This is a genomic window from Chryseobacterium flavum (genome assembly GCF_003385595.1).
Classification (GTDB): domain Bacteria; phylum Bacteroidota; class Bacteroidia; order Flavobacteriales; family Weeksellaceae; genus Chryseobacterium; species Chryseobacterium flavum.
In genome coordinates, this window is the sequence record NZ_QNUE01000016.1 from 52,444 (window position 1) to 72,042 (window position 19,599).

Here is a 19,599-nt window from a genome sequence, read left to right on the forward strand (position 1 = left end):
TTTTACACAAAATTAAAATCTTTATTTATGGCAGCTATAAGTTGCATAAGATAAAGTTCTTCATAAATACTTCATCAGCCAGAAAAGGTTTTACTTAAGGTAAATTAATAGGGAATCGTGTGCAAATCACGAACTGTCGCGCAACTGTAAGTAACATCAAAGGTTTTGTCCCTGTGTTCCACTGCCCACAGCGGGAAGGACGATAAAACCGTTACAAGTCAGGAGACCTGCCTTTACTGAATTGACAGTGCTTTCGCGGTCTGAAGCCTGAGTCATAAAGATGATCTATTCGGCTACATTTTATAAAACATAAAATGGGATGTCCCGGGTATGTCATTAACTTTTATCAGCTATATCCGCAAAAAGCATTACGAGGCATTAATATAAGAACTTGCAGAAACTCAGTTTAATTAAAAAGTTATACAAAATGCAAACACACATTCTGGGCTATCCGCGGATTGGCAGTAAAAGAGAACTTAAAAAAGCCTGTGAGCAATATTGGTCAGGCAAAATTGTTTTGGAAGAACTTCTTTCTGCGGGAAGAAATATCTGTAACCAGAACTGGAATATCCAGAAAGAAGCCGGAGTAGATCTTATTCCATGTAATGATTTTTCCTATTATGATCAGGTTTTAGATATGAGCCTCACGGTAGGAGCTATTCCTGTACGTTATCATGAAGTCGCGCTCAAAAAAAGCAATTCAGAGCTTGATCTTTATTTTGCTATGGCAAGAGGGTATCAGAAAGACGGATTGGATATTACAGCCATGGAGATGACCAAATGGTTTGATACCAATTATCACTATATTGTTCCTGAATTCTATAAAAACCAGCAGTTCAGGCTTAGTTCGGATAAAATATTTAATGAATTTTCCGGGGCCGTTCAGGCCGGAATCAAAGCGAAACCCGTTATTATCGGGCTTGTTTCCTACCTTCTTCTGGGAAAGGAAAAAGAATCCGGATTTGATAAGCTGGATCTTGCTGAAAATCTGCTTCCTGTATATATAGAAATTATAAGAAGACTGCAGGAGCAGGGAGCAGAATGGATTCAGTTTGACGAACCTTTTTTAGCTTTGGATTTACCGGAAAAAGCAAAAGGAATATATCTGTACGTATATCAGCAGCTTAGTAAACAATTTCCTAAATTGAAGTTCATTCTGGCTACCTATTTTGACGGATTAAAAGACAATCTATCTCTGGCAGTTTCATTACCTGTTGCTGTTCTGCATATTGATCTGGTAAGAAATCCTGAACAGCTTGATGAGGTTTTAAATATAATTCCTGAAAGCCAGGGATTATCATTAGGTGTTGTGGACGGAAGAAATATATGGAAAAATGATTATGAGAAATCTTTGGGCTTCATCAGAAAAGCGGTTGAAAGGCTTGGTTCGGAAAGGGTTTTTATTGCGCCATCATGCTCATTGCTTCATGCTCCCTGCGATCTGGATTTTGAAACTGAACTTCATTCTGAGATTAAAAACTGGCTGGCTTTTGCCAGGCAAAAAGTATCTGAGGTAGTAATTCTTAAAGAACTGGCGGAAGAAACAGGGGACAATATCATTTTATCAGCTTTTGAAAATAATAAGAAAGCCGTTATAAGCAGAAAAACATCCGCCCTTATTCATAATGATGAGGTGAAGAAACGGGCCCTGGCTGTTACTGAGAAGGATACACAAAGAAAAAATGTATTTAAAATCCGGAAAGAAGAACAGCATAAAGTTTTGCAGCTTCCGCTGTTTCCTACGACAACGATAGGATCTTTTCCACAGACTGCTGAGGTAAGAAGCTGGAGAGCCGGATTTAAAAAAGGAAATCTTACCGGTGAACAATATGACAGTCTTTTAAAAGAAGAAACGCAGAGAACAATCCGCTGGCAGGAGGAAATAGGATTAGATGTTCTCGTTCACGGAGAATTTGAGCGTAATGATATGGTGGAATATTTCGGAGAAAAATTAGAGGGATTTATATTTACCAGAAACGGATGGGTGCAGAGTTATGGCAGCCGCTGTGTAAAACCTCCCGTTATTTTCGGAGATATTTCACGTCCGGCCCCAATGACGGTATATTGGTCACAGTATGCTCAATCACAAACCGGTAAATGGGTAAAAGGAATGTTAACAGGGCCCGTTACAATCCTGAAGTGGTCGTTTGTTCGTGATGATCAGCCCCGTTCAGAAACCTGCAGGCAGATTGCTTTGGCGATACGCGACGAAGTGGTGGATCTGGAAAAAGCAGGAATCAGAATTATCCAAATTGATGAACCTGCTATCAGGGAGGGACTGCCATTGAGAAAAGCAGAATGGCAGGATTATCTAAAGTGGGCAGTAGAGGCTTTCAGGCTTTCAGCAGGTGGAGTAGAAGATGCAACCCAGATTCATACCCATATGTGTTATTCTGAGTTCAATGATATTATTAAGAACATTGCGGAGATGGATGCAGACGTAATTACCATTGAATGTTCCCGCTCACAAATGGAACTGTTAAATGCTTTTGCTGATTTTAAATATCCTAATGAGATCGGTCCGGGCGTATATGATATTCATTCTCCGAGGGTGCCTTCTAAAGATGAAATGACAGAATTGCTTATTAAAGCTCAACAGGTAATTCCTGCAGAACAGTTATGGGTTAACCCGGACTGCGGATTAAAGACCAGACATTGGGAAGAAACTGAAAAAGCATTAATTGAAATGGTAGCAGCGGCCAAAGAAGCTTCCGCAGCATATGGATAAATCATCAGCATATTTATTAAAACTGAGAAGCACCTTCAGGGTGCTTTTCTTTTTAATTTCCGGTACACTTCGGGCAAAGTCCACTGATGATAAAGTTATATTCCTGTGCAATAAAATGCTCGGGCAGGCTGATTTCGGGAATGGCATTCTCGATACATATCACTGAGTGACATTCTTTACAATTGAAATGAACATGGTTATGAAAATGTTGTTCATGGGTACACTTACCACTGCATTTAGCAAAATTAACCACCCCGTCTATATTAACGATCTTATGAATTGCTCCTTCATTTTCAAGCCTTTCCAATACTCTGTAAATAGTAACTCTATTACATAAATCACCCAGTTTTTTCTGAATATCAGAGTGGGTAAGAGCCACATCCGAAGCATTAATAAGGTTTAAAATTTCAGTTTTTGCCTGAGTATTTCTGATTTGTTTCATTTTTTTAATGCAACAAAGTTGCGTTATTTAAAAATTTATATTTACTTTTGCAACAAAGTTACAATAAGAAATTTAAAATCCCTGTTTTATGAAATCAAAAATTCTGGATACCATCGGAATTTCTGCTGCTGTCCTATGTTTAATTCACTGTATTATCTTTCCATTGTTGATAATCATTCCTTTTGGGATATCTCATAATCCTTATATTGATCTTGTGTTTCTTGTTATAGGAACGCTGGTTGTTTCCAGAATAACGAGGCAGATAGAGAGTAACGGACTGAAAGCTCTGTTTTGGGTATCTATTGTTCTAATTTCCATATCGGTAGTAACCGATCTTATTTTTGAAGTTCATGTCCCGCTTATTTATGCAGGAGCAGCAGGATTGATCACCGGACATATTATCAATTTTAAAAATCATAAACATTAGTGGAACCAATGATCAAAAAACTGCCGGTCACTGTGCTCAGTGGTTTTCTCGGAGCCGGAAAAACCACTTTACTGAACCACATACTGCACAATAAGCAAAGTCTGAAAGTAGCCGTAATTGTTAATGATATGAGTGAGGTAAATATAGATGCCCGCCTCATAAAGAATAAGAATACTCTTTCCAGAACAGAAGAAAAGCTGGTGGAAATGAGTAATGGGTGTATCTGCTGCACTCTTAGAGAAGACCTGATGATTGAAGTAGAGCGGTTGGCCCGGGAAGATCGTTTTGATTATTTGCTGATAGAGAGTACCGGAATCAGCGAGCCTGTTCCCGTTGCCCAGACCTTTACATACAAGGATGACAAAAGTGGAACAGATCTTTCAAGGTTCAGTTATATAGATACAATGGTGACCGTAGTTGACTGCTTCAGTTTTATGAAAGATTTTGCTTCCTGTGAATTATTGACGGACCGGAATCTTACTGATATGGAAGGGGATCAGCGGACTATAGTGAATCTTCTTACCGATCAGATTGAGTTTGCAAATATTATCATTCTTAATAAAGCAGACCTTGTGGATCAGGATACACTTGGATTTTTAAAAGCTGCTATCAGAAAATTAAATCCGGATGCGCTGATTCATTATGCTGAATTTGGGAGGATTGATCCTAAGAATATTTTAAATACCGGACTGTTTGATTTTGAGAAAGCTCAATCTTCTGCCGGTTGGCAGAAGGAATTACAATCTGCCCATCATACTCCGGAGACTGACGAATATGGCATAACTTCATTGGTATTCAGGAACAACAGGCCGTTCCATCCCGGCCGGCTCTGGAAATACCTGAATCATTTTTACCCTCAGGGAATTCTCAGGGCCAAAGGCTTATTCTGGCTCGCTTCAAGACCGGATGATGCTCTTAACTTTTCGCAGGCAGGAGGTTCTTTCCGTCTGGAAAAAGCAGGAGTATGGTGGTGTAGTATGCCCTTACATCACAGAATACATTATCCTTCATTTATAGAAAACCAGGATTTTATAGAGAACAGATGGGACAAGGATTGGGGAGACAGAATTAATGAACTTGTTTTTATCGGGCAGAATCTGGATCAGGCCCGGATGCTTAAAGATCTCACAGACTGTCTCCTTACAGATATAGAAAAATATGGATTTGACCGGAATCAGGAATTTGAAGATCCTTTTCCAGTACATATTTAAAAATTAACTTTTTATTAATGCAACAAAACTGCAATAAAAGGATAGATCAAATAACTTGCGGTATTATTTTACAGTATATGGACAGAAGAAAATTTCTAAAAAGCTCAGCATTACTTTCGGGATTATTATCCTTTTCTCCTTCTGATCTCTGGAGTTCCCAAAAAGGGACTAAGCAATCTGCAGGGAAGGCTAAAAATATTATATTCATGATCAGCGACGGTATGAGTACCGGAACATTGTCAATGGCGGATCTGTATTCCAGGAATATTTTGGGAAAAGGAAGTAACTGGCTCAATTTGTATCATGAGAGAAAAGTATCACGTGCATTGATGGATACTGCATCAGCCAGTTCTATTGTAACGGATTCTGCTGCTGCAAGTTCAGCATTCGGAGGAGGGATAAGAGTTAAAAACGGTGTTTTAAATATAGGCGCTAATGGTGAAAAACATCTTCCTGTGTGGCAAAAATTTAAAAAAGCAGGAAGAAAAGCCGGCTGTGTAACTTCTGTGACCATTACTCACGCCACTCCGGCCGGTTTCTGTATCAATTCAGAGAGAAGAAATGCAGAACCTCAGATTGCTGAGATGTATGCAGAACTGGAACTGGATGTTCTGATGGGAGGAGGAGATGAATTTTTTAATCCGGAAAAAAGAAAGGATAAAAAAGATCTTTATTCAGTATATCAAAAAAAAGGATATCAGGTGCTGAAAGAGCGAACCGACCTGGCGAATATTAAAAAAGGCAATAAACTTTTGGGAATCTTCAATACAGGGGCTTTGCCTTATAGTATTGACAGGGTCCATCTTTCTGAATTTAAAAATACACCTGCTTTAGCCGAAATGACAAAGGCTGCCATTGACCAGATGAAAGAACATCCCGATGGTTTTGTACTTCAGGTAGAAGCCGGGAAAGTGGATTGGGCAGCACATGCCAATGATATTTCTGCACTGATCCATGATCAGCTAGCGTTTGATGAGACTATTAAAACTGTTATGGATTTTGCTGAGAAAGATGGAAATACCCTCGTTATTATTACCACAGATCATGGAAATGCCAATCCGGGAACGATTTACGGAGGCAGTGCAACCAACAACTTTAACAGTATTTCAGAATATAAATATACCAATGAATACGTTCTGAATACAATACATAAAGAGTTTTCTGCAAAAGATATTAAAGACTGGATCTACGAAGCGCATAAGCTGACTCTGAATGATGAGGAAGCTAAACATATGATGAGTTTTTATAATGGTCTGGAAAAAGAAGAAGGCTTATATAATTATAAAAAGCTCCCATTTAAATTATACTCTGAGATCCAGAAAAGCCGTAATTCTGTAGGATGGATCAGTATGGACCACTCCGGGGATTATGTGGAAGTAGCTGCCTATGGCCCCGGAAGTGAATTGTTAAAACCTTTTATTAAAAATACAGACCTGCATGAGCTCATGCTGACAGCAAGTCTTGTCTAGAATTATTCATATTTCATATTTTATATTAATTTTGGAAAGAACAAGGCGATTTATTTGCCTTGTTTTTTATAGTTGAAGGGTGTAATATAAATATATGTAGTTTAATACTTTTCTGTCAATAAAACCTTGTGAAAATTGATCCGGGTAATCTGAAGATGGCATATTATCTGTTCAGGAAGGAGGAGAGAAAGATTCTCTGCCCGATGAGAATTAAGCAAAAATACCATTTAATTTAAAAGCGGTATATTTACAGAACACCTCAAAATTATTAATATGTCATTTATTACACCAGAAGGAGCCAGAAAGGCTCAACTATCTGTAGCAGAGAGGCATCCTGTTGCAAATGCGCTGCTTTCAGGTTCTGAGAACATTGTAAAGTATAACAGCGGAGTATGTCATGATGCTGTAGCCTACACATTATTTATGCTGGGAGCCCGTATAAGCCCGGATGATCTTGTGAACTCCACAGGGCAAAAATGGTTAACCAAATTTGATTATCCGGGAGGAGAAAAATGGGATGGATATTCCGTTATTCCCAAAGGAAAGGCGATAGGATTCTACAGGCTTATCGATAAAGCCTGGTTTCATTCTGCAATTACGACCGGAAATGGAAATGAAATCCGGTCAGTAAACGGCTTCTCACTGGGATCAGCCTGGTCTGTGCCTGTAGATATGAAATGGGTTTTAGGAAAAATGAATGCTGATGGTACCTTTAATTATGATGGTACCAAAATAGAAGTATATATTTCTCCATTATAGTTTATTTAAAAGCCGACAGCTGATTGTTTCTTTATCATCAGACTGTGACGATATAGTACCATATCATGATTGATATGGTACTTTTTTTGTACTGTTATCTCCTTTTAAAAGCCATTTGTAATTTCTCCGTTTTATTCAATTCTTACCTATATAACTTTATGATAAAATTTACTGCAATTAAATGCAATTTATTTTGTAATTTGGATTACGTGTTAAAATAATAACGAATGCTGCTGTAAAAAAAGCAAAATATTAACATAAAGTATTGAAATTCATTTTTAAATTTCAATTTATGTAAATCTCTAACCGTTGAAATAATATATGAAGAAATATCCGATTCCCGCTAATGAAGAGGAAAGAATCAGGAAACTGGAGTTTTTTGACCTTTTAAATTTAGGAAAAGATCCTCAGTTAGATGTTTTTGCAGAGACTGCATGTCTGATTACGAACTGTCCTGCTGCCCTCATTGCCATGATGGAAAGTGAAACCCAGACCATTCAGAGCTGTGTGGGAATTTCCTTAGATTTTGTAGACCGGAAAAGTACTCTATGTCAGTATTCTGTGGCCAGGGGAGAGGTTGTAGTAATTAATGATACATTGTCAGATGAAAGATCTTATGATAATCCGCTGATTTTAGCAGGCGGGATCCGTTTTTATGCTGGAGTGCCGCTTCTGGATGATGAGGGTTTTACGCTGGGAACACTATGTGTCATTGATTATGAACCTAAAACATTGTCAGAAACGCAGATTTCCACATTAAAAAAGATAGGAGGTGCTGTTACCAAACTTCTGATGGGTAAAAAAAAGAATATTCAGGCTGAATATTTCCAGCAAACTTTTAGTATTTCAAATAACCTGATTTGTGTTCTGGATAATGATTTTATGCTCAAGGACGTTAATCCTGCATTTGAAAAAATTTTTCATTTAAATAAAGAACAGGCTATTGACAAAAGTTTCCTGAATCTTTTGGGAGAGCATAATATTCAGCTGCAGTCTCTTACAAAAGAATTATCGGATACGGATGATGAAATAACATTTACAACTTCTACGACTGTAAATGGAAACCATACAATCATTATAGAATGGTATTTAAAACAGAATAAGAATCGTTCTGAACTTTTCTGTTTCGGAATCAATATAACCCAAAGTATTGAAGAAAAATTAAAGCTTGAAAGTTCCGAACGCAGATTCCGGAGTTTTTTTGAAAATGCAATAGGACTTATGAGTATGCATGATATGGAGGGAAATATCATTGCGGTCAATGAAAAAGGACGGGAATCATTACGTTTTTCTGCAGAAGAAGTCAACGGATTAAATTTAAAAGATCTTGTTCCGCAAAAAAACTGGCCCCTTCTGGAGCAATATCTGCAGAGGATCAACCATAATAAGGAAGATTTCGGGACAATGATCCTTAAAACAAAAGATGGAGAGGAAGTAATCTGGATGTATCATAATCTTGTAGAAATTAACAGGGAAGGTCAACCTTATGTGGTTAGTACAGCATTAAATGTTACAGAGAGAATGACACTGGAAAAGGATCTTGTCCACACCAAGAAAATGCTGGAACAGACAAGTGCAGTTGCACAGGTAGGAGGCTGGGAGGTGAATCTCAAAAATAATACGGTTTTTTGGTCACAATCTACCAGGGAGATCCACAAAATTGATAAAGCATTTCAACCTGATTTTGAAAATGCATTAGGTTTTTATGAGGAGGAGAGTAGAAAAAAACTTGAGGTTCTGTTTGAAAGAGCTATAAAGGAAGGAGTTCCATATGATGAAGAATTACAGCTTGTCCGGAATGACGGGGTAATGATCTGGGTAAGAGTGAAAGGGATACCGGAGTTTGAGAATGGGGTATGTATCAAAGTTTTTGGAATTATACAGGACATTGACGCCTTTAAAAATATCTATCTTGAACTGGCAAAAAAGGAAGCCATGCTTCAGTCATTTGTCACTTACGTTCCTACTGCTGTAGCTATGTTTGATAAAGATCTTAATTATCTTTCGGTAAGCAGCAGCTGGAAGAATGAATTTCAGATGAATAATATTGAGCTGATCGGGCAGAATATGCTTACCATTTCACCAGATGTTCCCAATGAAAGAATGACAATTTATAAGAATGCTCTGGAAGGGACAGCTTATAAAAATGAAGATATGGCTATTGAAGTTGCTGGAAAACAGGAAGTACAGCACTATAATCTTGAAGTCACGCCATGGTATCTTTCAGATGATATCATAGGTGGTATTATTATATCTGCACAGAATATCACAAACTCAGTCAGGACTAATGAAGAGCTTAAAAAAGCTAAAAAAATGGCAGATATAGCCAGTAAAGCCAAGTCCGAGTTTTTAGCCAATATGAGCCACGAGATCAGGACACCTCTGAACGGGGTTATTGGATTTTCTGATCTCTTACTTAAAACCCCGCTAAATGAAATACAGGCACAATACCTTAACTATATTAATGAATCCGGGGAAAATTTGCTAAGCATTATTAATGACATCCTTGACTTCTCTAAAATAGAATCCGGAAAAATGGATCTTATCATTGAAAAGTCTAATGTTTACGATATTGTAAGTCAGGTAATCAATGTCATTTTGTATCAATCTCAGAAGAAAAATATTGAGCTTCTGTTAAATATTGAGCAGGGACTTCCCAGAACAATCTGGCTGGATGAATCAAGATTAAAACAAATCCTGATAAACCTTTTGGGAAATGCAGTGAAGTTTACAGAGCAGGGAGAAATAGAACTGAAAGTTGAAAAGATTGATATAGATAATAAAAATATTACACTGCGTTTTTCAGTAAGAGATACAGGTATAGGAATACCTGAGGAAAAGCAACAGCATATTTTCGATGCTTTCACTCAGGAAAACAGCTCCATCAGTAAACGTTACGGAGGAACAGGGCTGGGTCTTACTATTTCAAACAATATTCTGAAGTACATGGGCAGTAACCTCCTTTTAATCAGTGAACAGCAAAAAGGATCGGTCTTTTATTTTGATATTGAAGTTCCTTATGAAGAATCCTCTCAAAGTGAAGATGAGGAACTGAAAATTAATAAAGTGTTGATTGTGGATGATAATGAAACCAATAGAATTATCCTCGAGCATATGCTTACCTATAAGAGGATCAAGACCAGGCAGGCAGCCAATGGTATGGAAGCCCTCCAGATTCTTTTGGAAGGAGAACGTTTTGATGTTATTCTTATGGACTATCATATGCCGGTAATCTCAGGATTGGAGACGATAGAAAAAATTAAAGAGTTATTCCACCAGCAAAATGAGATATCACCTCTGATTATTCTTCATACTTCCTCAGAAGAACATGAAGTGATCAATTCTTTCCGTCAGGATGAAAATTCTTATTTCCTGTTAAAGCCTATCAAATCTGATGAGTTATATAAAACATTAAGACGCGCCATAAAGAGTACGGAAAAGGATATTTCTGAAAATAAGGAACAACCCCCGACACTGTCTCTGCTCTGGAAGTCAGACCTTCAGGTTTTACTTGTTGATGATAATCCGGTAAACATGGTACTTAACCATAAAATGATGAAATCCCTGATTCCTGATGCTAAACTGACAGAAGCTACAGATGGATTGCAGGCACTGGAATTATCTGAAAACACGCATTTCGATCTTATTTTAATGGATGTTCAGATGCCGGTAATGGACGGAATTGAAGCAACGAAACAAATCCGGTTACTTCCGGAGTATGCCGGTGTTCCGATTATTGGTGTAACTGCAGGAAATGTACTGGGAGAAAAAGAAAAGTGCCTTGATGCAGGGATGAACGACTTCCTTCCTAAACCTTTAAGACAGGCAGATCTGCTGGGAATACTGGAAAAATATATTTTTAATGAAAATAATATCCTCACGGAAGAATCATCAGATAAAGAAAAATTCTTTGATATAAAGCTTTTGAATGAGCATATGGGTGATGATGATGACGATTTCAAACAAATATTTTTGAACCTTGTAGTACAGGAACTTGCTCAGGCTGAAGAAAACATTAGAAAAAGCACTGCCGAAAAAGACAGTACAGCCCTGAAAATGATCCTTCATAAGCTTAAAGGAACGGCAGGAACGGCAGGATTGATACGGCTCACAGAACGTACAGCGGACTGGGAAAAGAAATCAGAACCTGACATGGATTTTATCTCCATGGAAAAAGAAATTATCCGGGAGATTACAACAGGATTACAAGCCATTAAAAATTTAATACAATAAAAAATAAATAAAATTATGCTGATTCTCATCGCCGAAGACGACGAACTGATTCTAAAAACGATTGAGCACAAATTATTAAAAGAGGGACACGAAGTGATTCTTACCCGTAACGGAAAAGACGCTATTGAAACCCTCAAAACAAAGGATGTAGACCTGGCCATCACAGATATTATGATGCCGTTTGCCTCCGGAATTGAAATACTTTCCGCCATTAAAACCATGGGCAAGCAGACCCCGGTGATCATGCTTTCCAGCATGGGGCAGGAAGAGGTGGTACTGAATGCTTTTGACCTCGGAGCAGCGGATTTTATTGTAAAACCATTCAGTCCCAATGAATTGATATTAAGAATAAAAAGATTTTCTTCAAGATAAACCATAACCATGTTTCTCACCACTTCTATACATTTTCTTTTTCTTGTTTTTCTGGGGATGCTGTCCCTGGTTCTCTTGCTGATTATTGCAGTGCTTATCTACAGTTTTTATCAGTACAGAGAATCCATGCAGGCATACAATTGGTCAGAAGTAATCAATAAGAGAATCTCAGAAGTGATTGTATATGGTGAAGATGAAATATCTCCGGATGATAATTTCTCATCAGCATCTGGCAGTTCCTTATTCAGAAATTTATTTCTACAGAAGCTGGCAGAATCTGAAAAGAAATTTTCGGGAGCAGCACAAAACAAACTGAAAGACTTATTCCGTGAATATGGGCTTCAGGAAGAAGCGTTTAAGAAACTCAGTCAAAAAAAAGTGCACTTAATTGCAGGGGGAATACAGGAACTTACCGCCATGAATGTAGAAGAAGCATTACCCAAAATATCTACATTTTTAAGCCATCCTTCAGCTCAGGTATATCAGGAAGCACAATATGCAATGGTCCACTTTAAAGGATTTGAAGGACTTCATTTCCTGAGCAGCATTACCTCCACCATATCAGAATGGCAGCAGCTTCGTTTGCTTATTTCAATAAATCAGATTCCTGACAACTCAGGAGATCATATTAAAAGCTGGATGGAAAGCTCTAATGATTCCGTAGTTATTTTCACCCTTAAACTGTTAAGGAAATTTCAGATACTATCCCTTTATCTTTCTGTTATTAATCTGCTGGACCATTCTTCTTCTGAAGTACGGATACAGGCGGTACAAACTTTATTATCGCTGGAAAACTCCTCTACGATTACCCATCTTATGGAAGTCTATCCACATCAGCCGGTTGAAGTTCAGAAAGAGATCCTTAAAGTCATGAAAAAGTCAAAAGACCGGCGCAGTACGGATTTTCTGAAAGACCAGTTATTGAACGGCACTGATTCAGGTGTGAAAGTGTATGCCGCAGAAGCTTTATGTGCACTTGAAAAGCAGGAGTATCTGACAGAAGTATTGAACAGGGAAACATCAGAAGAATTAATTCAAATCATTAAATACGCATTACAGGAAAAAGTATGTTAGAATTCTCGCACATCATCTATGAAGTTGTTATCTGGCTGTTTTTGATTTACGGAACAGCAGTAACCCTTATCTATGGGTGGATAGGAATATATGCGCTGGGCGCTGTACTGCGTTATAAAAAAGAAAATACATTTACAGATTACAGTATCATTGCGGCCAATCCCAATGCGCCGGTATTCAGTGTTATTGCACCGGCCTATAACGAAGGCATGACCATTGTGGAAAATGTACGCTCCCTGCTGTCCCTTTACTATCATAATCTGGAAATTATTATTGTAAACGACGGAAGTAAGGATGATTCCATACAAAAACTGATCGAAGCTTATGAACTGGAATCTGTGGCTTATTTCATCCAGGGGAAAATCGAAACCAATGCTGTAAGAGGAGTTTATAAAAGTAAAAATCCTGCCTTTAAAAAGCTTATTGTTGTTGATAAGGAAAACGGTGGAAAAGCAGATGCTTTAAACGTGGGGGTCAATATCTCTTCCGGGGAATATCTGGTGTGCATTGATGTAGATTGTATTCTGGAGCAGGATTCGATTTTAAAACTGGCAAAACCCATGCTGGAGCAGACCGATAAAAAGTTCATCGCCTGCGGTGGAGTGATTCGTCTGGCCAACAATTGTGTCATTGATAACGGAAAAGTAGTAAGTGTCAACATGCCGAAGACTCTGCTGGGAAGAACACAGGCACTGGAATACATCCGGGCTTTCGTACTCGGTCGTATGGCGTGGTCCCGTGCATCCGGTCTGATTCTTATCTCCGGCGCTTTTGGCGTTTTTGACAGAAAAATTGTGCTGGCATGCGGAGGTTATGATAAAAGTACAGTGGGAGAGGATATGGAGCTGGTGGTAAGAATGAGGAAATACATGGAAGAAAGGAACGAACCTTATGAAGTGCTTACCATTCCGGATCCTTTATGCTGGACAGAGGTTCCCGAGTCCAAAGATATTCTCAGAAAACAACGAAACAGATGGATGCGCGGAACGATGGAAACCCTGTGGAAACACAGGAGACTGATGTTCAATCCAAAATACAGAAAATTAGGAATGATCAGTCTCCCGTATTGGTTTTTCTTTGAATTTTTGGGGCCGCTTATCGAGTTTTCAGGATACATCATCTTTATCATTTTTTTATTGCTGGGAATTATCAACTGGCCGTTTTTTGTAATTCTGTTCGCTCTTGTGATCTCGATGGGCTTCCTGTATTCTATCTATGCCATATTGGTAGACCTTGTAAGCCATCAGGTTTATACCAAAAGGAAAGATTTCCTCAGATTGATTTTCACCGCCTTTTCCGAACCTTTTTATTTCCATCCTATTGTGGTGAAAGCGGGGGTAAACGGGTTTATAGATTATTTCAAAAAATCGCATGGATGGGGTGAAATGACCAGACAAGGCTTTAATCAAAGTACACAAAATTTACCTCTGAAAGAAAGAATATATGCTATTCTTCAGGTGGGACTTAAAAAGTGGGGAATGCTGGCATTGATTTTCTTTGCCTTATTTTGGGTTGGCGTAGTTGCAGAATCATTGTGGTATAAGTATATCTTCCCAAAATTTGAAACTCCGGCTATCATTGGCCATCTTTTCACAGAAAATATTTTATTTGCTCTTAGATTGACCTTCTGCATCGGATTTGTTTATCTGATCATCAATTTTATCAAAGAAGGCTGGGCAAGGATTCTGGGGATAGTAACCCTGCTCATTGTAGCTGTTACCCAATATATTTTATTCCTGTATTTTTCTGAAACACGTAATGTATTGGGGGCAGATGTCTTATATTACAGCAAAGAAGAAATAAAGCAAATCTTACAGGCCAGCGGGATGCTCAACTTCAAGAATTTTGCATTACTGGGAATTTTAATAGCCGGCTCATTGATTCCTTTATGGATGGCCGGTAAAACCGCTTTAAAAACAATGTATCCGGGATTGATAATCATGGTATTGGGATTAGCAGCCTTTTTTATTCCTTCCGATATCGTAGGATCCAAAATTCTGAGCTCTGAAAGTGAGTTTAATCAGAATGCGGCAAAAAGTAAATGGGCTTATTTCTTTAAATCCAACGAAGATAATTTCATCAGTGATCACCCGGAGCTGACTGAATTGCTAAGCGAAAATGAAGACTATACCGCCAATGTGGAAATGCTTGATAAAAATTTTCCATTCTGGAGAAAAGAAAATACACCCGATTTCCTGGGACCATATTTTAACAGATCCGAAAAGGTTCCCAATCTTGTTTTCCTTATAATGGAAGGCTTCGGACATGCGTATACATCACCCAAAGGATATATCGGTAATTTTACTCCTTACCTTGATTCTCTTTCTAATAAAAGCTTGTACTGGGAGAATTGTTTAAGTTCTGCAGGAAGAACATTCGGAGCATTACCATCTTTAACAGGTTCACTTCCTTTCGGGAAAAACGGGTTCCTTGAAATAGAGAAAACACCGGAGAATTTCAATCTTTATAATATTCTTAAAGCGAACGGATTTGAAACAGGGTTCTATTATGGAGGCCATACATCATTTGACCGGTACCGCGAGTTTCTGGAATACAGTGGAGTAGATCACATTGTAGATGAAGCATTATTCAGCAGTCCGTACCATAAACTTCCTGCCAGCAACGGAGAGAGCTGGGGATATGAAGACCAGGCCGTTTTTGGTAAAATGCAGGAGCAGCAAAAACCACAGAATCAGCCGTATTTCAATATGATCCTTACGCTTTCAACCCATAATCCTTTTTTAATTAATAATAAAGATTATTATGAGAAGTTGTACAATCAAAGGCTTAATTCCGGGATTTTAACTTCGGAACAGAAAAAGTGGGCAACTGCTCATAAAGATCAGCTCATTTCAGTATTAAACGCCGATGATGCAATTAAAGGGTTCTTTAAAAATTACAGCAAGCGCCCGGATTATAACAATACAATTTTTGTCATTACTGGAGATCACAGTATGCCTGAAATTACTTTACAGTCTAAAATTGACAGATTTCATGTACCATTATTGATCTATTCACCCTTATTAAAGGAATCAAAACGTTTTTATAAAACAGTAAGCCATTTTGATATTGCGCCTTCTATTCTGGCTTATTACAGAAATAATTATCAGATCAAAACACCTTCTACCGTAACATGGGTAGGAAGAGGCTTTTCTGCAGATGCTGAAATCAGCAAGGCAGGAATTCCAATGATGCAGAGTAAAAACCAGCTTATTGATTTCGTATCTGAAAAGTATTATATCCATGACGGACAGCTTTTCACACTTAAGAATCTGGAAGAAGATCCTTCTGATGACACGGCAGCCATGAGTAAGATCAATGACAGATTCAATCAGTATAAAAGTATGAATGCAAAGTTTTATTCTACTAAAAAACTGATGCCTGATTCGGTAATGGTTAATTTTAAGAAAAAAGCGAAATCAAAGTTTTAGAACTTTCTGGTGTAACCTAAAGTAATATCAAACTGATTTCCTTTCTCACCCGGACGGAATTCCTGATTATAATACATGGTACCTACTGAAAACAGATTGGTGCGGTAAGAGAAATTATATTCAGCACCTATTTTAAACGTTTTAAGCTTAAAAGTCTCGTTTTCCAGAAGGTTATTACGATTTTCTTCGGGGCTGATTCCTGTTCCTATCTGAAAAGCAAAATAGTCCTGGGCACTTTTTGTATAATATCGTACCGTTGCCGTATAAGAGTGTGAAATATTTTTGCTGTCAGGCGTAATATAAGTACGCAGGTTGAACCAGAAATTTTTATAATATTTTCCTACAGCCGCAGTATACATCCAGATGCTGTTGCTGAAATACAATTGACGGTAACCTAATTCTGCCTCGAAGCTGTGAGGAAGATTAGCATTCAGGGAAACTCCGGTACGGTATTTCGGAAAAAGACCGACATCATCAGAATATCCTCCGCCAACATACAGATAAAACATTTTCGAAAGTCTTGGATAAGCTTCCAGCTCAATCTGCGTTCCTCCCTGTGCAAATTTATTCGCATAGTTACCGCGAAGAATCACAGAACCGATAGGAGTTACTCTCTTATAGCTTACCCCCACAATATGCCAGTCGTCATCAAACTGCTTATCAAAATGGGAATAATTGTAAACAATTCCAACCGCATTTTTAGAAGAAAGATCATTTATTCTCACAGCAAGAGCTCTTGCTTCCGTATTTTTAGGATTAATGGATAAAAGAGTCTTTACAGCCTGATCAGCTTCCTCATAATGATCCATCCCAAAATATACTTTCGCCTTCAGCAGCAAAAGTGTTTCAGATTTTGGGTGATAAGAAAGTCCTTTATCAATAATTTCGATAGCCTTTATATTCTGATCATTCCAGTATTCCAATGAGGCGTAGGCCAGAAAATAATCTTCATCCTGAACACCTCTTTTTCCAAGGTCTTCAAATACAGCTCTCGCCGCGGGAAGATCTTTATTCCATGTATATAATCTCCCAAGAAAAACTGAAATATCTGTATAATTCGGCGCTTTTTCCAATGCTTCTTTAGCCAGCGCTATAGAAGTTGTATAGTCTTTTTGTTCAAAGGCTGTGGTACGGGCTTTAGCAAACAATTCGTCAGCAGTGAGATTCTGCTGTCCATACATCGTAACAGGAAAAAGTAATGCTAATAAAAAGGTCGTATATCTTTTCATCGAGGGATTTAAGTATTAATGAGCTGTATCTTGTATCACAAATATATTGAACTTTTACCTCACAGCCCAGAGATTATTCATCAAAACTTAATTTTTTTAGATTATTATTTCACAAAATACCAACCAAGAGATATTTATGATGGAATAATTATTGTCGTAATTAAAAAAGAATTGATTTTCCAAAAACCTTCATCATGAAAATAGCTACTTATAATGTTAACGGGGTGAATGGCCGGCTGCCTGTTTTATTAAAATGGCTGAAAGAAGCTTCTCCGGATATTGTTTGTCTTCAGGAATTAAAAGCTCCGCAGGAGCGTTTTCCCCTGAACGAAATTAATGCGGCAGGGTATCAGGCTGTATGGAACGGGCAGAAAAGCTGGAATGGGGTTGCCATATTGGCAAGAGATATGGAAATTACTGAAGTTCAGCGGTCTCTGCCAGGTGATCCTGAAGATATTCAAAGCCGTTATATAGAAGCCATCATCAATCAGATAGTGGTCTGTTGTTTATACCTTCCTAATGGGAACCCGTATCCGGGACCAAAATTTGACTATAAACTTTCATGGATCAGGCGTTTTAAAAGAAGGGCATCGCAGCTTATCAAGATGGAACTGCCGGCAGTTCTTATTGGAGATTTCAATATTATTCCTGAAGCAATAGATGTTTATAAGCCGGAGCGTTGGGAAAATGACGCCTTGTACCGGGTTGAGGTACGAAAAGCATACAAGGAGCTGCAAAAGAAAGGTTGGCTTGATTCTATCCGGAGCCTTTATCCGGAAGAAAAAATATATACCTTCTGGGATTATTTATACAAAGCTTATGATCGGAATGCCGGGATAAGGTTGGATCATATTCTGCTAAGTCCGTACCTGAGTCCGTATTTAACATCGGGCGGGGTGGATTCGCATGTCCGTGGCTGGGAAAAAAGCAGTGATCATGCTCCGGTATGGATTCAACTGGATGCTCATACAGGCCATAGTAAATAAAATAATACCGGCGGGTTTATGAAATTCGCCAGTATCATTTTGGTCAGGGGTATTTTACTAATTCTGTATTAAGATTTACGACGCCGGCCGGAAACCTTGCGGTCCAGCTCTCTGATATCCTGTCTCAGCTCGCGGAACATTTCTTTAAAATTATAGCTTTCATAATCACCCGGTTCAAAATCTTCCGGAAAAATACCGGAAGCGTACTGCCATATTTCCACTACTTCTTCAAATGGTATATCATAAGGCTCATAAAAGGAATTGTCAGCACTTACACAAATGGCATTGTCTTTTCTTTCTTTAAACCGCTTATAGGTAATCCCATCATTCAAAGTAACAAAGACATAGGTTTTTCCGGGTTTCAGTTCGCTGATTCCCTCTACATATTTTCCTACAATATAAGAGCCATCCCTGAATGGAGGCATAGAGTCTCCGTCTGCCGGAAATGCACGGTATTTTCCGTTGGTAAGGAAAGGCAGTGCTATTCTCTGAAGGCTTTCAATATATTCTATATCACTGTATCCTTCCAGGTATCCCATTGATGCTTTCTGGGGTATGATTTCTATGGTATCATTTCCGTGATGATCAACGGCAACAGGAAGAACAATTCTGTTGTCCGGAAGTTTCAGCATTTCATCAATAGGATATTTCTCAATATCTACAGATAACAGGAGGTCAATGCTTACATGGAAGTATTTGGATATTTTGATAAGAAGCTCGATGGGAGGTTCTGATATTCCGTTTTCATATTTGGAATACCGTACACGGGAAATAGATAATTCATCGGCTACATTCTGTTAGGAGAGTTGTCTCTTCGCTCTTAAAAAGCGTATATTATTTGAAAAAACTGACATGAATAAAAGTATACGGCAAAAATACAAAATTTGGATCCGTTATCAAGGATCAGAACGGATTTTACTATAGAAAAAGTGATGGACAGCAGATTAGTATCAGGAATCAGCATAAAAAACTGCTGATCTGCCATAAATTCTGCGAAAATATCCCCAGTAAAAAAACATTTTCCTTATTTTGAAGAATAGATATAAAAAAACATGTTTTATTTTCAAATCAATAACTCTAAATTTTCAAATTTGAAATATATTTTTTAACATTTGGAAAATCAAACAGATACAAAGTTGAATAATATTTTCATTAAATAACATTTATATTAACGAAATATTAAATTATAAAAACATTTTATTAATTTTTCCTAAAAATATTACCAACTTGTTATTAAT

13 protein-coding genes, 1 pseudogene and 1 riboswitch are annotated in these 19,599 nt (G+C 37.9%); of the genes and pseudogenes, 10 read left to right on the plus strand and 4 right to left on the minus strand.

The genetic code is table 11. From position 1 onward, the window contains the following. Window positions 1-68: 68 nt before the first annotated feature. Window positions 69-249: riboswitch (cobalamin riboswitch) on the plus strand. Window positions 250-427: 178 nt separating this feature from the next. Continuing rightward, window positions 428-2,728 carry a 5-methyltetrahydropteroyltriglutamate--homocysteine S-methyltransferase gene (metE, locus tag DRF59_RS16960; protein WP_115962932.1) on the plus strand — a complete coding sequence of 767 codons (2,301 nt, stop codon included), beginning with the start codon at window positions 428-430 and terminating at the stop codon, window positions 2,726-2,728. A 52-nt stretch (window positions 2,729-2,780) separates the two neighbouring features. On the opposite strand, the gene DRF59_RS16965 is transcribed toward metE, so the two are convergent. Then, entirely contained in the window at window positions 2,781-3,170 is a 390-nt protein-coding gene (locus DRF59_RS16965; protein WP_115962935.1) for a Fur family transcriptional regulator, read from the minus strand. An 88-nt stretch (window positions 3,171-3,258) separates the two neighbouring features. Between DRF59_RS16965 and DRF59_RS16970 the strand changes: the two genes are divergently transcribed. The 8 genes from DRF59_RS16970 (at window position 3,259) to DRF59_RS17005 (ending at window position 16,146) form a co-directional block, all read left to right on the plus strand. Continuing rightward, window positions 3,259-3,597 carry a MerC domain-containing protein gene (locus DRF59_RS16970; RefSeq protein ID WP_115962938.1) on the plus strand — a complete coding sequence of 113 codons (339 nt, stop codon included), beginning with the start codon at window positions 3,259-3,261 and terminating at the stop codon, window positions 3,595-3,597. 8 nt (window positions 3,598-3,605) lie between these two features. After that, window positions 3,606-4,808 carry a GTP-binding protein gene (locus DRF59_RS16975; RefSeq protein ID WP_115962940.1) on the plus strand — a complete coding sequence of 401 codons (1,203 nt, stop codon included), beginning with the start codon at window positions 3,606-3,608 and terminating at the stop codon, window positions 4,806-4,808. 77 nt (window positions 4,809-4,885) lie between these two features. Beyond that, window positions 4,886-6,277 (plus strand): alkaline phosphatase, encoded by a 1,392-nt coding sequence (locus tag DRF59_RS16980; protein WP_115962943.1) that lies wholly within the window; start codon window positions 4,886-4,888, stop codon window positions 6,275-6,277. A 273-nt stretch (window positions 6,278-6,550) separates the two neighbouring features. Further along, the gene (locus DRF59_RS16985; protein ID WP_115962945.1) at window positions 6,551-7,036 is read left to right on the plus strand and encodes a cupredoxin domain-containing protein; all 486 of its coding nucleotides are present in this window, start codon (window positions 6,551-6,553) and stop codon (window positions 7,034-7,036) included. Between the two features lie 321 nt (window positions 7,037-7,357). Further along, a complete protein-coding gene (locus DRF59_RS16990) occupies window positions 7,358-11,269 on the plus strand; it encodes a response regulator (protein WP_115962948.1) in 3,912 nt (1,303 codons plus the stop codon). Window positions 11,270-11,284: 15 nt separating this feature from the next. Beyond that, window positions 11,285-11,641: a response regulator transcription factor gene (locus DRF59_RS16995; protein WP_115962951.1), complete on the plus strand. Its 357-nt coding sequence runs from the start codon at window positions 11,285-11,287 to the stop codon at window positions 11,639-11,641. A 9-nt stretch (window positions 11,642-11,650) separates the two neighbouring features. Then, window positions 11,651-12,715 carry a HEAT repeat domain-containing protein gene (locus tag DRF59_RS17000; RefSeq protein WP_115962954.1) on the plus strand — a complete coding sequence of 355 codons (1,065 nt, stop codon included), beginning with the start codon at window positions 11,651-11,653 and terminating at the stop codon, window positions 12,713-12,715. Then, window positions 12,709-16,146 (plus strand): sulfatase-like hydrolase/transferase, encoded by a 3,438-nt coding sequence (locus DRF59_RS17005; RefSeq protein WP_115962957.1) that lies wholly within the window; start codon window positions 12,709-12,711, stop codon window positions 16,144-16,146. The genes DRF59_RS17000 and DRF59_RS17005 overlap by 7 nt, the downstream gene beginning before the upstream one ends. On the opposite strand, the gene DRF59_RS17010 is transcribed toward DRF59_RS17005, so the two are convergent. Then, the gene (locus DRF59_RS17010; protein WP_115962960.1) at window positions 16,143-17,375 is read right to left on the minus strand and encodes a YaiO family outer membrane beta-barrel protein; all 1,233 of its coding nucleotides are present in this window, start codon (window positions 17,373-17,375) and stop codon (window positions 16,143-16,145) included. The genes DRF59_RS17005 and DRF59_RS17010 overlap by 4 nt on opposite strands. Window positions 17,376-17,569: 194 nt before the next feature. Between DRF59_RS17010 and xth the strand changes: the two genes are divergently transcribed. Next, a complete protein-coding gene (gene xth, locus DRF59_RS17020; protein WP_115962966.1) occupies window positions 17,570-18,361 on the plus strand; it encodes an exodeoxyribonuclease III in 792 nt (263 codons plus the stop codon). 68 nt (window positions 18,362-18,429) lie between these two features. Here xth and DRF59_RS17025 read toward each other — a convergent pair whose 3' ends face one another. Beyond that, a complete protein-coding gene (locus DRF59_RS17025) occupies window positions 18,430-18,993 on the minus strand; it encodes a S24 family peptidase (protein ID WP_317126577.1) in 564 nt (187 codons plus the stop codon). A 48-nt stretch (window positions 18,994-19,041) separates the two neighbouring features. After that, window positions 19,042-19,140, minus strand: a pseudogene (locus DRF59_RS21235) (helix-turn-helix domain-containing protein); the annotation flags it as partial. Between the last annotated feature and the right edge of the window lie 459 nt (window positions 19,141-19,599).